The organism is Aquimarina mytili (assembly GCF_016735115.1).
Taxonomy (GTDB): Bacteria; Bacteroidota; Bacteroidia; order Flavobacteriales; family Flavobacteriaceae; genus Aquimarina; species Aquimarina mytili.
On record NZ_JAERQJ010000011.1, the window covers coordinates 44,553 to 64,275 of the forward strand.

Here is a 19,723-nt window from a genome sequence, read left to right on the forward strand (position 1 = left end):
CTTTTAATGCAAGGGGAACAAAACCCCTTTAAAGAAAAATACCCATGAAAAAAATATATATCACCATATGCACTGTACTACTTTTATTTTCTTGTACCGAAGAAGAGACTATATTAGTAGATTCTTTACAAAATCTTAGTGTTGATCCCACAACCCCGGGTTTGGTATATCCAACCAATAATTTAGTATGTACTAATTTTAACCTGGAGTTTCAGTGGACTACATCTACTACCATTACCCTAGGTAAAATTGGATATCAGGTAGAAATTGCAACCGATGCGACATTCAATCAAATAGTATTTACCACTACAACTACCGAACCTACTGCTACATTTACTTTAGAACAAGGTACTCTATACTATTGGAGAGTAAAAGCCTTTGACAGTAAAGGATATAAAAGCCCGTATTCAAGAATACAAACTTTTATTACAGAACCAGAAGCAACAACAAATACAATTCCTTCTATTTCTTCAACAGCAACACCTGCTGTAAGTGAACTATTACGAGGAAATACGGCAACACTGGGTTGGAATGCCACAGATGGAGATAATGACCCACTATTGTTTGATGTATACTTTGGCGAGTCCAACCCTCCTCAATTATTTGCAGAAAATCTGAATGCAATGACTTTGGATGTTCAGATTGAAGCTAATAAAACATATTATTGGAGGGTAGTTGCCAAAGATGATAAGCAAGGAGTAGCCATAGGCCGGGTTTGGAATTTTAGAACTGAATAAGGGGGACACACGATGTTTTAAATTTCAAATCACGGCAAAACTAAAACCACTCAAGAAATTGGGTGGTTTTTTTATGATCTAAACGAGCTTACTGATAAACTGCTCTAATTCTTGCTCTCGATCTAAACCTATTTTTTTTCGAATACGATGCCTGGAGGCTTTAATCGATCCCATGGTTACGTTTCTGATCACCATAATTTCTTTAAGGCTTAGATTCATACGCATGAGGGCGCAAATCTCTCGTTCAGATTTTGTAAGATCAGGATATAAACGTCTAAGCTTCTCATTAAACTCTCTATCTATCTGCTCTATATTATCTCCTATAAAATCAAATTTACTTTCTGTGGTAATTTGAGAATTAAGATCAGTAATCAGAGATTGAAAATCTGAGACATCAACTGCATCAGCATGTTGTTTTACTTTTTTGAGTTTTACCAGGAATTCTTGTTTGAACTGTAAACGCATTTTATTGTCTGCAATTAATTGTTTGGTCTGGTAGGTGGTATGTTTCAGCTTTTCGTCTAATAATTCCTTTTCTAACTGTTCCTTCTTAATACGTTCTTTATTCAATTTTTTTCGATTTCGCATTACGATTAACAAAGCGATAATCCCAACTACCGCAGCGATTAACAAAACTACGTACAGTTGGTTTCTGGTTTTTTGGGTTTCTGCTTTTAATTCTATTTCCCGTTTTTCATTTGCAAATTGAAGGCTATCTGCCAGTTTTTCTTTTTGGAACTGATGATTCAACTCTAGAACCGTGATCTTTTTTGCGTTTCTAACATTATATATAGAATCATAATAAAACTTATGGTTTCTATAATCCTTCAATGCATATTTATAAGCCCCCATCTCTTCATGAACATGACTTCTTAATTGAAATATAAGAGCAAGTTTAGAGGTACTCCCATACTTTTTGGCATAGTCAAGCGCTTCATCTACATAGGCCACGGCTTCCTGATGTTTACCCAAATCAGAATGTATTTTGGAAAGGTGCATTAAGTTATTAACAACAAAATTATAATTTTTTGAAGATTTAAAAATGGCTAAGTTTTCCTTATATATTTCAATAGCCTCCTTATAGTTACCAGTAGTATAGTAGATCGCAGCAATATTGTCATTGGATTTTGCTTTTTCCTCAAGCGTAAGGGCATAATTCTTTGAAAGCTGATAATAATACATAGCAGAATCATTCTGCTTGGTATAATAATGTACGACTCCCAGCATATTGTAGGTGCGTGACAATTGTGTACTGTCTAAATACCGTTTCCGTATGGCTATGCATTTTAAAAAATAAGACTTTGACTTATCATATTCTTTTTCATATCTGAAGATCATGCCGATATTATGATAACTTTTGGCAATTTCAAAAGAATCTTGCAATTTTTCCCTGATTTTTAATGCTTTTAACTTAAGATCCAAAGCGTTTTTATAATTGGTTTGTCTGGATTCATATTTGCCCAATAAATCAAATACAATTGCTTTTTGCTTCAAAAAGTGATAAGAAGGAGCATCGATATTGTTAATGAGTTGCAGGGTTTGGTTCATCAAATCCCTTCCTTGATCTATACTATATTTTTCAACCTCCTTAGTAAGCTCAATAAGGTAATGCACTTTTAGAGAATCATTAGCGGCATCATTAACCTTTTGTCTTAATTCAATTTCCAGACTGTCTTGTTGTACCTGACCCAATACAGGAAATAAATACAATAACGAAATGGTAAAGAACAAAGTTCTCATGAGGTATAAGGGGATTAAAAGTGTATTACAAATATAAGAATATTGACAAAAAACAACATAGCACATGCTTATCAATATTTCTTTGAAAACCCTTATAAACAAAGAGATGAAACTTTTTGTAACCATAAAAACAACATAAATCTGAACATAGATTTGTACCATTGCAGCTCGAATCGTTAACAAAATTTTAACCAAAACATACCCCTTATGAAGAAACTACTACTTTTGTTTTTCGTGGTGTTTTACGTTATAGGATTCACCTCTTATGAATTATCTGCTAAAACATCTCTTAAACCCTCCAAAGAATTATTCACACCACAGATTAGTGTCACTGGTCCTGATATGATGACAGTGATTGCCAATGGTGATACAACTCCTGATATGTTTGATGGGACCATGTATCTAGAACTAGGAACAGGCAACTCTCTAATGACACCTTTTAGCATCCAAAACAATGGTGCAAGTGATTTAAATATTTCGAATATTACAATTACTGGAGCCAATGCTTCAGATTTTGTGCTTAATGACATGTGGCCAGTCACGGTATTAAGTGGAACATCAGAATTTATTGAAATAAGTTTTGCGCCACAATCTGCTGGAATAAAAAACGCGATAGTAACCATTACCAGTGATGATCCAACCAATGGAACTTATACATTTGCTATACAAGGAACTGCTTTCGAAGGAGCTACTGGGCTACATTTTGATGGTGTGGATGATAATATCACTTTTAACAATGGTAATTATAGCCTGAGCGATGATTTTACCATTGAATTTTGGATAAAACCTGAAATTTCTGGTACAGACGAACATTTTATACTGGATAATATGAGTAGCAACTCAGGGTATAGTCTGAGAATAAGTTCTATGTCAGAGTTAAGTTTTACCTTTTTTACTGCTAGTGGTATTCAAAATTTAGACACCCCCTCTATAGTAAATGATCAATGGCAACATGTGGCTATTGTTTATAATGGTTCTCGTTATTCAATTTTTATTAACGGTATGCTAGATAACTCATTAGCCCTTTCTGAAGCTATTGTAGATAATAGCAGTAATAACTTAACTTTAGGAACAGTATCAGGTGGCGGCCCACTCTACTACAAGGGTGCAATAGATGAATTACGAGTGTGGGATGTAGCACTGTCTACATGTAGAATTTCTGATCAATCTGGCTGTCAATTAACAGGAAGCGAAGATGATTTAATTGCCTATTATAATTTTAACAATGGAGAAGTAAATGGTAATAACTTTCCTGAGTACAGTATATTAGATCCTAATCATAGGATTACATCTGGGATTCCACCACAAGGAACATTAAATAATTTTGGATTATCAGGCACTACATCCAATTGGATAGATGCTACTGCTAATGGTGTTTCAGGAGCCTGTAATGCATATACAGAGGCTATAATTGCCATTGCTTCAAATAATAATGCTATTAATAATGGAGATACTACAGTAAGTATAAATAATAGCACCTCTTTTGGGAATGTTATATTTGGACAAGCAGAGCCCGCAGACTATACCATTAGCAATACAGGTAATATTACACTAGACATTTCTAACATTACCATTGATGGAGCATCCGATTTTACGATTATAGAATCGCCAACAGATGTAGCAGCAGGTGCTTCCGGAAATCTAAGGATTCTATTTACACCTTCTTCTATAGGAACTAAAAATGCAACGGTTCGTATTTCAAATAATGATTGTGATGATGCTACTTTTGAGTTTGCTATAGAAGGAACAGGTTATACGCCTGCTACAGGAATCAGTTTAGATGGAACAGATGACCATATCAGTATTAATCATAATAACGCATTCAATACCAGTACATTTACTATTGAAGGGTATTTTAAAACTTCGTCAACGTCTCAGGACAATCCTATTGTTAGTAAGTACGATGCCACTGAAGACAATGGTTACTCAGTGTATTTAACCGATACAGGAAGATTACGTCTATACTTTAAAAGTTCAAACCTTACTTCCTTTAGAAACTCTGATATTTCTGGATTAAACGATGGGAACTGGCATTATTTTTCTTTGGTTTATGGAAATCAGGTTTCAACGCTTTATGTAGATGGTGTTTTGGATAGTGATTACTCAGTTTCAACTATTACAAATGCGCCCACGAATTCAGAAAATGTATTTATAGGTTATTCCGATTACTCAAACACCTATTTTTCCGGAGAATTGGATGATATTCGTTTCTGGAATCGTTTATTATGCTCAGATGAGATTTTAGCACAACAAGGTTGTGAACTAGCAGGAAACGAATCAGGATTAGTTGCTTACTACAAATTAAATCAAGGAAATGTTGCTGCAGACAATACTAGTGAAACAACCGTAGATGATACTAGTTCAAACAATTTAGACGGAACTTTAACCAATTTTGGATTAACAGGAAATACTTCTAACTGGATAAATACTACAGCAAATGGTATCTCCGGAAATTGTTCAATAGCTATTCCTGAAATTAATGTACAAGGAAACGGTAACGATATCCTGAATGGGGATACAACTCCTGAGACTAGTGACAATACAGATGCAGGAAGTATCAATGTAGGTAGTACTAAAGAAATGAGCTTCTTTGTTCGTAATACAGATGGTTCTGCCGCTTTAAATATAGATGGTGTTATACTTACGGGTGATACAGCTGATTTTACCATTACGCAAAACCCACATAACAATCCAATACCAGCCACTGAATCTGCTTCATTAAGAATAGAGTTTGCTCCTACATCTGGCGGGACAAAAACAGCTACCGTAATTATAGATAGCGATGATTGTGATGAACCTTCATATAGTTTCACCATACAAGGAACAGCAATTCCTCCTGGGACTGGTTTAGATTTTGACGGTGCTAACGATTTGGTAACAATCCCACACAATATCTCTCAAAATAACTTGAATTTTTCAGTAGATTTTTGGATTAAAACTACCGATGGACTTGGTGGAGTCATCAATAAATTTACGCCCGATGGGAATAATGGATGGCGTATTAACTTAGATGGCGGAAGAATAGAATTTTATTACTACGCTAGTGCCTCTAATTATATTACTCGTCTGTTAAGTCCTGCTACAAAAGTAGATGATGGAGAGTGGCATCATGTGGCTGTAACTTTAGATTCTGGAAATGCAAGATGTTATATTGATGGAACAATAGCTAGAACAACTGGATGGGTAGGAACAGCAACGGCTACGACCACAACAGCCGATATACAATTGGGATATGCTGTCGGGGATACACCTTCAGGAGATACAGGAGGATATTTTAATGGGCAGTTAGACGAATTACGTATCTGGACAAAAACCCTAAGTGCTTTCGAGGTTTCAGAATTGAATGGCTGTACAGCAGATATGTCGCAATCTAATTTAATAGCCAGTTATAATTTTAATGAAGGTATTTCAGGAGCTGATAATAGTGGTCTAACAACATTAGCGGATGGCTCTGGAAACAGCTATAACGGAACACTTACCAATTTTGCGTTAAACGGTGCTACGAGTAACTGGATAGATGCGTCTTCTAACAATATTTCAGGAAGTTGTGATTGTGTAGTTGCTGGAGGCGTTACACTAACTACACAAGCAGAAGTAGATAGTTATATAGCAACCTTAGGAACTTGTGGGGTTATTGAAGGAAATGTAACGATTAATGGTACCATTACCGATGTATCAGGCTTTTCAAATGTGAATACTATTTCTGGGAATTTGTATTTGGAAGGAAATATTGTGGATGATCTTTCCGGCTTTGCTTCATTGACTACTATTGGAGGAAATTTCACTTTAAAAGATATGACCAATACTACAAGTATAGCGTCATTCTCTAATGTAACGAGTTTAGGAGGGAATCTTACCGTAGATAATTTAGATCTTTTAACAGAAATAACCATACTTGATCAGATAACTACAATACCAAATATAGAGATTACGGATAATGCGCTTTTGACAACTATCACATTGAATCAGTTGCAAACAATGACAGGTAGCTTCAGAATAACTTTCAATAGCTCTTTGAGTACGCTTTCAATAGACCAATTAACCCAAGTTAACGGGGAGTTTCGTGTTAGCAATATTGGATCAGGATTAACGAGTATATCATTGCCATTATTAGAGAGTTCAGGAAATTTCCGCATAGCCGATGCAACGGGATTAATCAGTATTGATGCTCCAGAAATATTAAATTTAACAGGAGCATGCAACATAGGAGGGTGTGCGAACTTAACGACTGTTAATTTCCCTAAACTGACGAGTATTGGAAATAATTTATCTATAGATAACTCTCCATCCCTGAACTCCATAACAGCAACAGTGTTAAGTACCATAAGTGGCGCTGCACTATTTCATGATATGGCCGTGACTGATTTATCATTTTTATCAGGTGTTACAAGTATTGGAGGAAACCTGTCTTTAACCGATATGACTGCTCTTAATACTGTTCAAGGAATGGATAATTTAACAACTTTAGGTGGTTTTAATATATCAGATTGTGATTTGGTACCTAATCTGGAGGGATTCCCTAAATTAGCGATTACTTCTATAAATTCATTGAATATTGCCGAAAATGAATTACTCACAACATTCGATAATTCTTTCTTAGCATCATTAACTTCTATTGGTACTCTAGGAATTAGTTTTAATGGAAATCTGGTAGAAATTGATGCCTTACAAAATGTAGCTTCCCTTACAGGAACTAACTCCACTATTAGAAATAATAATAGTTTGCAAAGTATCAATCTGTATGGACTTAGAAATGTAGGTTCTAATTTGATTATCCGAGATCAGGACCTGGGGATTACGAATCTATGTGGTTTGTATGATTATGTTACCACAGGTGATGGTGCGACAACCTTATCATTTCAAGGTAGCAATCAAACGGCCTGGGATAGTGTTCAAGACATTACTGATAATTGTGAAACTCCTATCATAACCTTGATTGGAGATAATCCACAAACCATTGAATTGGGTGATGGGTATACCGAACTGGGAGCAAGTACCAGTGATAGTTCAACTGTAATTATTGATGCTTCAGATTTTACAGATGCTGTAGGAAGTTATACCATTACGTATAATGCTGTAGGATTATTAGGTAATAACGCTGTTGAAGTAACCAGAACGGTAAATGTAGTTGATACTACGGCTCCAGTCATTACATTAACAGGAGATAACCCACAAACCATTGAATTAGGTGATGGCTACACCGAACTGGGAGCAACTACAGATGATGGCACTAATGTAACCATTGATGCTACTGCCTTCATGGATGTTCTTGGAAGTTATACCATACGATATAACGCTACCGATGCATCAAACAACGTTGCCGCAGAGGTAACCCGAACCGTAAATGTGGTAAATACTACGGCTCCGGTAATTACCTTAATAGGCGATAATCCTCAGGTCATAGAATTAGGAGATGGGTATACCGAATTAGGAGCAAACACAGATGATGGTACGGCTGTAGTAATTGATGATTCTGATTTTGTAGATGCTTTAGGAAGTTATACTATACGATACAATGCCACCGATGCGTCAAACAATGTTGCGGCAGAAGTGACAAGAACCGTAAATGTAGTCGATACTACGGCTCCGGTCATTACATTAACAGGAGAGAACCCACAAACCATTGAATTAGGCGATGGATATACCGAATTGGGAGCGACCATAGATGACGGGAGTAGTATTATTATCGATACTTCAGATTTTGTAGATGCTGTGGGAAGCTATACTATTCGATACAATGCTACCGATGCGTCAAACAACGCTGCGGTAGAAGTAACCAGAACCGTAAACGTAGTCGATACTACGGCTCCTGTCATTACATTAACAGGAGATAATCCACAAACCATTGAACTAGGGAATGGCTATACCGAACTGGGGGCAACCACAGATGATGGTACCACGGTAACAATCGATACCTCTGTCTTTATAGATGCTCTTGGAAGTTATACCATTCGATATAATGCTACCGATGCGTCAAACAATGTTGCCGCAGAAGTGACCAGAACCGTTAATGTAGTAAATAACGTTCCCCCTATAATCACTTTACTAGGTGATAATCCTCAAACCATTGTTCTAGGAGATGGATATACCGAATTAGGAGCTACTACAGATGATGGATCAGAGGTTATTATCGATACTTCCGATTTTGTTGATGCATTAGGGACGTATAGCATTACATATAATTCAACTGATGCTTCAAATAATGTTGCAGTAGAAGTGATACGAACGGTACATGTAGTTTCGAGTTGTCCTATCTTTGATTTACCTGCAGATAACTTCCTGGTAGAGGCATATAGCGAAACCTGTGAAGATAAGGATAACGGAAATATTTTTGTTAGAGCTACCGAAGAGCAGAATTACATCGCTACCATTAATAACAACACCTATGATTTTGGGACTGATCTTTTTGTACAAGATTTAGCCCCGGGAACATATCAATTATGTATTGCCATTGATGGATATTCAGATTGCGAACAATGTTTTGAAGTAGCGATTGAAGAAGCCCCTGTTTTAGAAGGTAAAACAATATTGAATACCGATACTAAAAGTAATGAGATATACGTAGAAATTGACGAAGGTACAGCACCTTATACCGTAATGATTAATGATAAGATGGTTGCCACCTATGATACCAATAGCTTTTATGTTGAAGTACAACATGGCGATACTTTGGATGTGTTTTCAAGCCAGGCTTGTGAAGGAAAATTATCAACCAAAGTAACGCTGTTCGATCAAATAACGGTATCACCAAACCCTACAAGATCAAATATCGTAATTACCATTCCAGAAACTGTACTTAAAACCTTACCCGTAGAGATATACAATACATTAGGGATAAAGGTATCTTCAAATACATATAGTATTACTGAAGGAAAAGTAGTATTGCCAATGGAAACATTACCATCTGGCGTGTATTTTATCTCTCTAAACGATGGTAGTTCAAAAACCTTTAGAATTGTAAAACAATAAAATAATAAACAGATGAAAAGTGTAAAACTATATATAGCCGTAATTGGTATTACTTTGTTATTTTCTTGTAGTGGAGATGATGATGGCGCAGTATCGCCAGGATCTGTGTCAGGAAATGAGGCTCCCGTAACCCCGAGTTTGGTATTTCCTATCAATAATGAAACCTGTACAAATTTTGACCTCGAACTCGACTGGAATATTGCTACCGATCCCGATGGAGATGTGGTGAGCTATGTAGTTGAAATTGCTGGAGATAACAACTTCAATACTGTAGTATTTACAACCACTACAACTAGTACCCAAACCATCTTTACCCTCGAAAAAGGTACCACCTATTATTGGCGAGTAAAAGCTAGAGATAGTGAAGGAAATGAGAGTGCATTTTCTGAACCTCAGTCATTCGTTACCGAGCCTGATGCCGGGTTGAATACCATCCCTACGGTTGCAACGCTGGTAAGCCCTTCTTTAGGAGCAACACTATCGGGTAGTACTGTAGATTTAGAATGGGCCGCTAGTGATGCTGATGGAGATGCATTATCCTATGATCTATACTTTGGAGACACAAATCCTCCAATACTATTTGCAGAAAATCTAGATACAAACACCATTAATGTCTCAGTATCTCCGGATACGATATATTATTGGAGAGTTACTGTCAAAGATACCAATCAAGGTGCAACGATCGGTCAGGTTTGGAATTTTAGAACAGAATAAGAAAGAGTACTATGATGCTTTAAATTTCAAATCACAACAACACTAAAACCACTCAAGAAATTGGGTGGTTTTGCTGTTTTATAAACTGATTATGAATGTTATACAAAACTAAAATATCATAAGAACAGAACGACAAGGTTTTGAATTAAAAAAAAGCGTCATTTCGAGTGTTTTGTCATAGTGAAACGTAGACAAAATTTATCGAGAAAAGCTTTTTTTAATTCAAAATGCACAACCGATCAACATATTCTTTATCAAATTTTAAAATAAAAATAGGGTATCCATAAACTTAACTGTACTACTAGAAACCAATTGAAGTAAACTTATTGTTTATCAGCTCAAAATAAAATAAATATTATAACCCTGTATCGTATGAATACAAATTACAATTCAAATCAAAACACATTTGCAAAAAAATATGTACAATGGCTCACTTGTGCCGTGCTACTATTGGTTGCACAACAAGGATTTTCTCAATCTTTTAATTACCAGGCAGCAGTTCGCGATGCAGAGGGTAACCCCATTGCAAATCAAGACATTGGAGTACAAATTTCCGTATTACAAGGAAATGCAACAGGTACCAATATTTATGAAGAAACGCATACAATACGTTCTAATGCCCAAGGTATCATCACATTGTCCATTGGTCAAGGAAATACATCTGATAATTTTTCTACAATCGAATGGAGTACACAAGACTACTGGCTTCAGGTTGCTATAGACAGCGCTGGAGGTACTAACTATACTGTGCTTGGCGCAACTCAATTACAATCGGTGCCTTATGCTAATTATGCAACTAATGGGCCAGATGCAGACCCAACTAACGAAATTGAATTACCCACTGGTGGAATTAACGGACAAGTATTAGCCACAGACGGCAATGGTAATTATAATTGGATCGATATAGTCACCATTGATGGAGATGCCGATCCTACCAACGAAATTGAATTACCAACCGGAGGAACCAACGGCCAAGTATTAGTAACCGATGGAAGCGGAAACTACAGCTGGGTAAATGACAACATTAACGATGCCGATGCTGATGCCACTAACGAGATTGAATTACCAACCGGAGGAACCAACGGGCAAGTATTAGTAACCGACGGAAGCGGAAACTACAGCTGGGTAAATGATAACATTAATGATGCCGATGCTGATGCCACTAACGAGATTGAATTACCAACCGGAGGAACCAACGGGCAAGTTTTAGTAACCGATGGAAGCGGAAACTATAGCTGGGTAAATGATAATGTAAACGATGCCGATGCAGATCCTACCAACGAAATTGAATTACCTACTGGAGGAACCAACGGACAAGTGTTAAGCACAGATGGTGCTGGAAACTACAGTTGGGTAACCGATACACAAGGTGCTTTTAGCACAACAGCCAATATCACAAGCAATGCACCTGGTACAATTGCAACCGATGATTTTGTATTTGGTAGTTCGCAATTAGATAATGTAGCAGGCAGCATGGATGATAATGCCCGATTTTTCTTCGATAAAAGCAAAGGTGCTTTTAGAGCCGGATTTGCTTTTGAAGATCCTGCTGATGGTACATTAGGAAACGAATGGAATGAATCTAACATCGGTTTTGGCTCTGTAGCTATGGGATTATCTCCAATAGCTACTACAGAAGGATCTGTTTCTCTAGGGCGATATAATACAGTAACCGGTGAGACCGGCTTTGCCATGGGTAATGGTAACACCGTTACAGGAGCTTATGCAGGAGCATTAGGCGTTAGTAATGAAGTAGCTGGTACTTTTGCACTCACTCTTGGAAGAAATAATGAAGCCAATAGCTTCGGACAAACGACCATTGGATACTATAATAACCCTGTAAACGGAAACCTTAATTCGGCTATTACAACCGATAGGCTTTTTGTAATCGGTAATGGTACGTTTTCCAATAAAAGTAATGCCTTGGTCATGCTCAAAAATGGTAACACAACACTTAATGGCCAATTAACCATTGATGGAGATAATCAAGGGGCAGGTACTGCTTATACCCTACCCACTCAAGATGGAACGGCTAACCAAGTGATGACAACAGATGGAAGCGGACAAGTATCGTGGACAAACTTACCCACCGCACCAACAACAGCATTTTCGACTACTAATAATGTAACTAGCAATACCAATGGTACTATCGCCACCGATGATTTTGTATTCGGAAGCTCACAATTAAATAATATAGGAGGTACGGCAGATGATATCAGAATGTATTTTGATAAAAGTAAAGGATCTTTTAGAGCCGGTAGCGCAGTAGCCTCAGATGGATTTGCAGGAGATTGGGATGAGGGTAATTCAGGTGATTTTTCTGTAGCTATGGGACGAGGAAACCTTGTACAAGGTACAGCCGCAACAGCCTTTGGTAGTTATAACAATTCTGGAGGAGAAAATGCTTTTTCGGTAGGATATAATAATTTATCATCTCGTTTCGCTTCTATTTCATTGGGAGCAAATAATAGTACCTCGGGTAATTATGCAGTAGGTATAGGACGTGGTACCCAATCGACTAGTTATGGGCAACATACCATTGGATTGTTTAGTGAGTTTGTAAACGGAAATGATGCCGCTTACATTGCTACAGATCCCTTATTTATTATTGGTAACGGAATCGATGATAGTAATAGAACAAATGCTCTAGTCATGAGCAAAAATGGAAACACTACGCTTAACGGACAATTAACTATTGATGCAGATAATAACGGAAGTGGTGCTGCCTATACCCTACCCGCACAAGATGGTACTACTAATCAGGTAATGACAACCGATGGTGCCGGAAATGTATCCTGGACTACGGCTTTATCAGGCGCTTTCTCGACAACTGCTAATGTAACCAGCAATGCCCCTGGTGCGATTGCTACAGACGATTTTGTGTTTGGTAGTACCCAATTAGATAATGATCCATTAACGACTGATGATAACGCCAAAATGTTTTTTGATAAAAGTAAAGCAGCTTTTCGCGTTGGAAGATTGAAAGACCTAGATCCTACAGACCCAACTGATAATGAACCAGGAGATCAGTGGAATGATGCCAATGTTGGCGAAGGTTCTATTGCCTTAGGAGAAGGTTCTATTGCCGCATCCAGAAATTCGATAGCTATTGGAGACAATAATAATATACGTGGAACTTCAGTCGGTTCTATAGCCATAGGAGACGGAAATGATATCAATGATGCTACTATAAGCTACGCCATTGGTCAGAGTAATACGCTTACCCATGGTGCTTCACTGGCTTTTGGGTTTTCAAATACATCTTCTGCTTTTGGAGCAATGGCAATGGGATTTGTAACTCATGCTGGCAGTTACGGACAAACTTCTATGGGATTTAATAATACAGTGGTCAACGGAACAAAAGACAGTTTTAACGCTACAGACCGCCTTTTTGTAATCGGAAATGGTATTTCTGTCCTTCAAAGAAGAGATGCCCTGGTGATGCTTAAAAATGGTAATACTACTTTAAACGGTCAATTAACCATTGATGGTGATAACACTGGGGCAGGTGCAGCCTATACCCTACCTGCACAAGACGGCACAGCTAACCAGGTAATGACTACCGATGGTGCCGGAAATGTTTCATGGGTGGATGCTTCTGGTGCCAGCTCCCTTCCTTCAGGAGGAACGAACGGACAATTACTAAGCACAGATGGCAGTGGTAACCATAGCTGGACCAATGACGTTTCTGCTAACTCGGTAACCACCTCTGCACTAACCGTAACAGGTTTACCAAGTTTTTCTGCAGATCTAAGTGGGACTTTGGTATTGTCTGGTGCTGGTAACTTCGTTCGGGTACCATCCTGGAGAACCAGTGATGCAACCATTACCAATCTACACGATAATGGAAATCATTTTGATGAAGCTTCGGGAACGTTTACCGCTCCTGTAAATGGATTGTACTTCTTTTCGGCACAAATACGCTTTGACGGAGTTAATTCAGGAGACTTTAGACTATTATTAGGAATCCAGAATAAACTAAGCTTGGATAACGGAATGCATGCTATCACTCAAGGAGATGCGGGTACCAATTTTCATACCCTAACCGTAAGTGGTGTGATGAAATTAAATGCAGGAGAGCAGGTAAATGTTAATGTACAATCAAGTGCGGATACAAGTTGGAGCCTTCATTCTGAAAGTGGTTTTAGCGGGTACTTGATTAGTAGGTTTTAATTGAGTTTGTATGTCACGTTTTTATGCGAAAATCCGTCAATTCGAGTGTCCCAAACTTGTTTTTGGGATATATCGAGAATAGGATTTTCGTATAAAAAAGCTTCGTCATCCTGAGCTTGCCGAAAGGTCGATACCCGCCCGTCCAGCAGGCGGGCATTTTGTCTACGTTTCACTATAGCAAAACCACTCGGAATGACGCTTTTTAAAATTTTAATTTCGAAATATGTAACTAGTTTAAATTGTAAGATTTAATCTAAACAAAAATACAAGCAAATGAATATACATATACTATTAATATTAGTAGTACTCACAGGAGCACAACTACAAGCCCAAAGCATAGAACGCCAGATAATAGGCAGCACCGGGGCTTCATTTGATAATGGCACTATCGCTTTAGATTTTACCGTAGGTGAAACTGCGATCACAACGCTTAAAGGTGATACATTCAACCTTACACAAGGGTTTCATCAATCGACATATACTATCCTAACGATAGATCCTGATACGCCAACTATTTTTTCAATGTATCCTAACCCTACCTCGGGATTGGTGTTTATAGATGGTGAAGGTATCCTGGAGACCGAAATCTACTCTATCACCGGCCAGAAAGTATACAAAACGAATACTACACGCTTTGATTTAACACATTTATCATCGGGTGTATATATAGCACGTATATTAACCACCACAAGATCTATCACCAAAAGAATTGTAAAAGAGTAACGTAATACTAGGTAGCGTGTTAGCCCGTCAGTTCGAGTGGTTTTTCGGAATGTAATACCATAACACACCTACCCGTCAGTTCGAGTGCTTTTCGGAATGTAATAGAGAAAAGTGTATCGAGAACCTCTTAGTAATAACACGGATTAAAATAAACCTATCGGTTCTAAAACATCTCGACCCTAAAGCCTGTCACCCAGAGCCTGTCGAAGGGCCATACAAAAATCTTTTTAAAAATGTTTACGGTTTCCCACATCAGAAGGTTAGAAATATTGGGGTAGATTAGTGGGGATATAAAAGGAATAATAGCTATTGTTATTATATACATGTTGGCGTGCATTAAATAAAAACTAAATGGCAAAAACCGTAAACTCAGCATTTACTGAATTTAATCGAGATTATGTTAATCTAGATAGTGGGAAAACTACAACCGCTAGAAGCAGCCGAGATTGGTTATATGGTCAGCTGAATAGCTTTCCTGACAACTATAATTTATTTCCATTGAAATATGAAGAACGTCATGTGAAATTTGGCTCATTCGCTCGTAATACTAAGATTAGAGAACTTGACGATATTGACCTAATTTATTGCCTCCATGCTAACAATGCTTATTATTCCAAAAGTTCTCTGTATCATAATCGCTATTACTTACATACCGAAAATGCAGGTCAAAGGCTTAAAGATTTGTCAAATGACAACCAATTAAACTCGATAAAGGTTGTAAACAAATTCGTTTCTTGTTTATCAAATATTAGGCAATATAAATCTGCCGCAATTCACCGAAGACAGGAAGCTGCTAAACTTAATCTAACCTCTTATGACTGGAGTTTTGATATAGTTCCAGCATTTTATACTACGACAGGATTTTATTTGATTCCAGATGGAAGTGGTAATTGGAAAGCAACAAATCCATCTTTGGATCAAGAGTATATGACCCAAATGAATCAAAAACATAATTTTTCTGTTCACCAGCTTGTTCGCACCTTAAAATACTGGAATCGAAGAGCTCAAATGCCAACAATGAGTTCGTTTTTATTCGAAAACTTTGTTTTGAATTTTGCGGATAGTAAATCTGAGTTATCAGATTATATAGATGTCAACTTGATAAATTTTTGGAATTATTTAAAAACTGCTGTTTACAATAATGTCAATGATCCAAAAGGAATAGATACGAATATAAATGGTTTGTCCAATGACGATAAAACCAAAATATCAGCTAAGGCAAATGATGCATACACAAAAGGTTATGAAGCATATCGGCTTGAAACAGAAGACAAAAATCAGAATTCGGCAATTAATAAATGGAGAGAATTATTTGGTGACGATTTTCCTCAATATTCATAAATAAGTATGGCTAGACACGTTCCTTTTGATACAAAATATGACCTAATAAGAAAATTTGAAAAAGTTGCATTCATTCTTCTTTTGGTTTCGGCATTCCTCATTTTAACAAATTGGATGCTTGGAAAATTCTTCGATGAAACAGTTAACAAAGATTACGAGAATTTAAAAGACCTTGGAAAAGTAATTAGTTATGTCTCAATGATTGGATATTTGATAATAAAACTAGTGACTAAAATTCTATTTCACAATGTAGAGAAACTTAAGAGAAATGACTTGATAGACAATGCATTTGGAACTAATTACTCTGATGAAAACACCACGGAATACTATAATAATGATGAGACTGAATATGGCATAAAAAAGCTAGCATTAAACTCTTATGAAAGCTCATTTCATACCGAAAATACGTTGAAGTTAATGCTATATAAAAACTTGATAATTCTAGTAGTACTTAGTATTCCTTTTCTTCTTTCTATTTTCTCAAAAGGCGGTAGTGATATTGTAAGAATACTATTTGAAATAAGCATTCCATTGACATTACTAACTGACTTTGTTATTCTCTTTGTATACTTTCAAAACGTAACAAGTATTAATGAAAGGTTTAAAATAGAATTCACCAATTTAGAAAATGAAAATATTTCGGAAAGTGATGTCCCGAAACTATTAATTCCTGTAATGGAATATTACAGCATAAAATCTTGGGCAAATACAAACTTAGATTCTAAAATTTTCAATTCCAATAATGAAAAGATTTCTGAGAATTGGAAAAAACGTAAAGAGAAATTAAAAAAATAACGACACGCCAACAAGGTGTATAGTGCATACCCTACGGGATACGCACCATACACGGAACGTTGTGTGTTATTTGAGAAAAAACAAAATACATTATGCCAAAAATAAATCCATTTAAACCAAATCATACAGTTCCACCCGGAATGTTTGCAGGTAGAATCGAAGAGATTAGAGAATTAGAAAAAGGGCTATGGCAAACTAAAAATGGATTCCCTAACAACTATTTAATAACTGGAGAAAGAGGAATTGGTAAATCCTCATTAATTCAACTTATTAAATATATTGCTCAAGGCGATATTGAAAATAGTTATGGTAAAAAACTAGATTTCGTCACAGTCCAACTTGTAATTTCAGACAGAACTGACCTAATTAGTTCCGTAAAATTAATTGACCGAATTTTAAAACGAGAACTAGGTAAAATTGAAAAAGTAAAATCATTTTTAGATTCAACTTGGGAATTTGTCCAGAGAATTAAAATTATGGATTCGGGAATCGATTCCGCTAAACAAAATAGTGAACTTGACATCATAATTGATGATTTTGCATATTCACTTGCACAAACTTGTAAAAGAATTATTGGCAAACAAGATGAAGCTAAATGTAAAGATGGTATTATCTTTTTTATTGATGAAGCTGATAATGCTTGCGAAAATCTTCATTTAGGATATTTAGTTAAAGCTGTTACAGAATTATTAGTTCAACACGAATGTAACAACATAATGTTTGTTGTTGCTGGTTTACCAGTCGTAATAGAAAAACTATCTAACTCACACCCTTCATCTATTAGGATTTTCAATCATTTAATAATAAAAGAATTATCCCCAGAAGACAGACAACGTGTTGTTGAAAGTGGCATAAAAGAAGGCAATAAAATAAATGAAGAGATAACTACTATAACTTCAAAAGGTAAAAATCTAATATCTACTTTATCAGAAGGTTATCCTCATTTTATTCAACAATTTGCATATTCAGCATTTGATTTTAATTCAGACGGAGAAATAAATGAAGATGATGTAACTGGTGGTGCTTTTGGAAAAGGAGGTGCACTAGATGAAATAGGAACAAGGTATTACCATAGTGCATATAATGAGCAAATAAAATCGGATGACTATAGAGAAGTACTTTCAATAATGGCTGACAGTATGAATTCTTGGATAAAAAAAAGTGATATCGTTCAAAAATTCTCTGGTGCTGACCATACAGTCACTGACGCTTTAAAAGCTTTAACATCAAGAAAAATTATACTAAAAAATCCTTCAAAAAGAGGAGAATATAGATTGCAACAAAGAGGTTTTGCCTTATGGATAAAATTATTTGGAGCACGTAAAAAATAAAAACAACACACAACAATGGCCATAAATAATTGCTTGAGTATGGTAAGTGCCAATCGGGATATTCTCCGAATATTCCTCACTCTGTGCCTTTTTGTTATCTTAGTGTTATAACCCCGATCGCCCAGATTCGTAATCCGTGCCTAACCCCAACTACCATACCCTAAAATTCATAATTCAAAAATTAATCCCTATATTCGCCATCGCTTAACGGCACACCCACCCCGATGCAATCGTCATATTGCAGATAAATACATATACAAACTAGTAGTTCATTCATTTTTGTCGAAAGCTTCAGCTGCAACGGAGAAATCCTTAGCTATCTTGTCGAAACGATCAGCTGCAACGGGGAAATCCTTAGCTATCTTGTCGAAACGATCAGCTGCAACGGGGAAATCCTTAGCTACCTTGTCGAAACGATCAGCTGCAACAGGGAAATCCTTAGCTACCTTGTCGAAACAATCAGCTGCAACGGGGAAACCCTTAGCTATCTTGTCGAAACGATCAGCTACAACGGAGAAACTCTTAGCTATCTTGTCGAAACGATCAGCTGCAACGGGGAAACCTTTAGCTACTTTGTCAAGAACAACAATTATTGCGTATGGTAGATACCGAAGGCCGTGTAGAGCAGCTTAATGAGCTATATGCCATCCTTCAAAAAATCAACGCTGCAGCCGATAATGTGTTTGACGAGTTACCAGTAAAACGGGACCTGTACCGCACCCCTAGCCGACCTGGTGGTGTACCCGTTGGGGATGAAGAAGAAGTGTTGATATCGTAATGTACGACACATCACTTGTATATATTATAAAAGGAACACGGATTGGTGTTCCTTTTTTTGGGCTTTTCGGTTCTGAAACATCTCGATACACCACGCTAAGGCGTGGCACTCGATGCGACGTAGCGTATTCATCCGTCAGTTCGAGTGGTTTTCGGAATGGAATGGAGAAAAGTGTATCGAGAACCCTTAATAGTACTATAGATTAAATTTAAACCTATTGGTTCTAAAAACATCTCGATACAATTCTCCCGCTGGTCGAATCACTCGATATGACGTAGCGTGTTTGCTTGATCTATGTTGAGTATAGTCGCAACGTCAGTTCGAGTGCTTTTCGAAATGTAATGGAGAAAAATGTATCGAGAACCTTTTAGTTACGAAATGCATCTCGATACACCACGCTAAGGCGTGGCACACGATCCCGA

Annotated in this window: 10 protein-coding genes; 9 read left to right on the forward strand and 1 reads right to left on the reverse strand. The window is 36.9% G+C overall.

The genetic code is table 11. From position 1 onward, the window contains the following. The first annotated feature begins 44 nt into the window (after positions 1-44). Positions 45-737, forward strand: coding sequence for a hypothetical protein (locus JJQ60_RS19280; RefSeq protein ID WP_201924012.1), 693 nt, complete (start codon positions 45-47; stop codon positions 735-737). A 78-nt stretch (positions 738-815) separates the two neighbouring features. On the opposite strand, the gene JJQ60_RS19285 is transcribed toward JJQ60_RS19280, so the two are convergent. After that, a complete protein-coding gene (locus JJQ60_RS19285) occupies positions 816-2,477 on the reverse strand; it encodes a tetratricopeptide repeat protein (RefSeq protein WP_201924013.1) in 1,662 nt (553 codons plus the stop codon). Positions 2,478-2,684: 207 nt separating this feature from the next. On the opposite strand from JJQ60_RS19285, the gene JJQ60_RS19290 reads away from it, so the two are divergent. The 8 genes from JJQ60_RS19290 (at position 2,685) to JJQ60_RS19325 (ending at position 19,156) form a co-directional block, all read left to right on the forward strand. Continuing rightward, positions 2,685-9,446, forward strand: a complete 6,762-nt coding sequence (locus JJQ60_RS19290) for a LamG-like jellyroll fold domain-containing protein (RefSeq protein WP_201924015.1) — start codon at positions 2,685-2,687, stop codon at positions 9,444-9,446. Between the two features lie 12 nt (positions 9,447-9,458). Further along, positions 9,459-10,160, forward strand: a complete 702-nt coding sequence (locus tag JJQ60_RS19295; protein ID WP_201924017.1) for a fibronectin type III domain-containing protein — start codon at positions 9,459-9,461, stop codon at positions 10,158-10,160. A 372-nt stretch (positions 10,161-10,532) separates the two neighbouring features. Further along, on the forward strand, positions 10,533-14,333 hold the full coding sequence (locus JJQ60_RS19300; protein ID WP_201924019.1) for a C1q-like domain-containing protein: 3,801 nt from the start codon (positions 10,533-10,535) through the stop codon (positions 14,331-14,333). Between the two features lie 273 nt (positions 14,334-14,606). Then, the gene (locus JJQ60_RS19305; RefSeq protein ID WP_201924020.1) at positions 14,607-15,056 is read left to right on the forward strand and encodes a T9SS type A sorting domain-containing protein; all 450 of its coding nucleotides are present in this window, start codon (positions 14,607-14,609) and stop codon (positions 15,054-15,056) included. Positions 15,057-15,407: 351 nt separating this feature from the next. Next, positions 15,408-16,397, forward strand: coding sequence for a hypothetical protein (locus JJQ60_RS19310; protein WP_201924022.1), 990 nt, complete (start codon positions 15,408-15,410; stop codon positions 16,395-16,397). 6 nt (positions 16,398-16,403) lie between these two features. After that, positions 16,404-17,192, forward strand: a complete 789-nt coding sequence (locus JJQ60_RS19315; protein ID WP_201924025.1) for a hypothetical protein — start codon at positions 16,404-16,406, stop codon at positions 17,190-17,192. Positions 17,193-17,284: 92 nt separating this feature from the next. Continuing rightward, positions 17,285-18,523 carry an AAA family ATPase gene (locus JJQ60_RS19320; protein WP_201924027.1) on the forward strand — a complete coding sequence of 413 codons (1,239 nt, stop codon included), beginning with the start codon at positions 17,285-17,287 and terminating at the stop codon, positions 18,521-18,523. Between the two features lie 363 nt (positions 18,524-18,886). Continuing rightward, positions 18,887-19,156, forward strand: a complete 270-nt coding sequence (locus tag JJQ60_RS19325) for a hypothetical protein (RefSeq protein ID WP_201924029.1) — start codon at positions 18,887-18,889, stop codon at positions 19,154-19,156. Positions 19,157-19,723 lie beyond the last annotated feature (567 nt).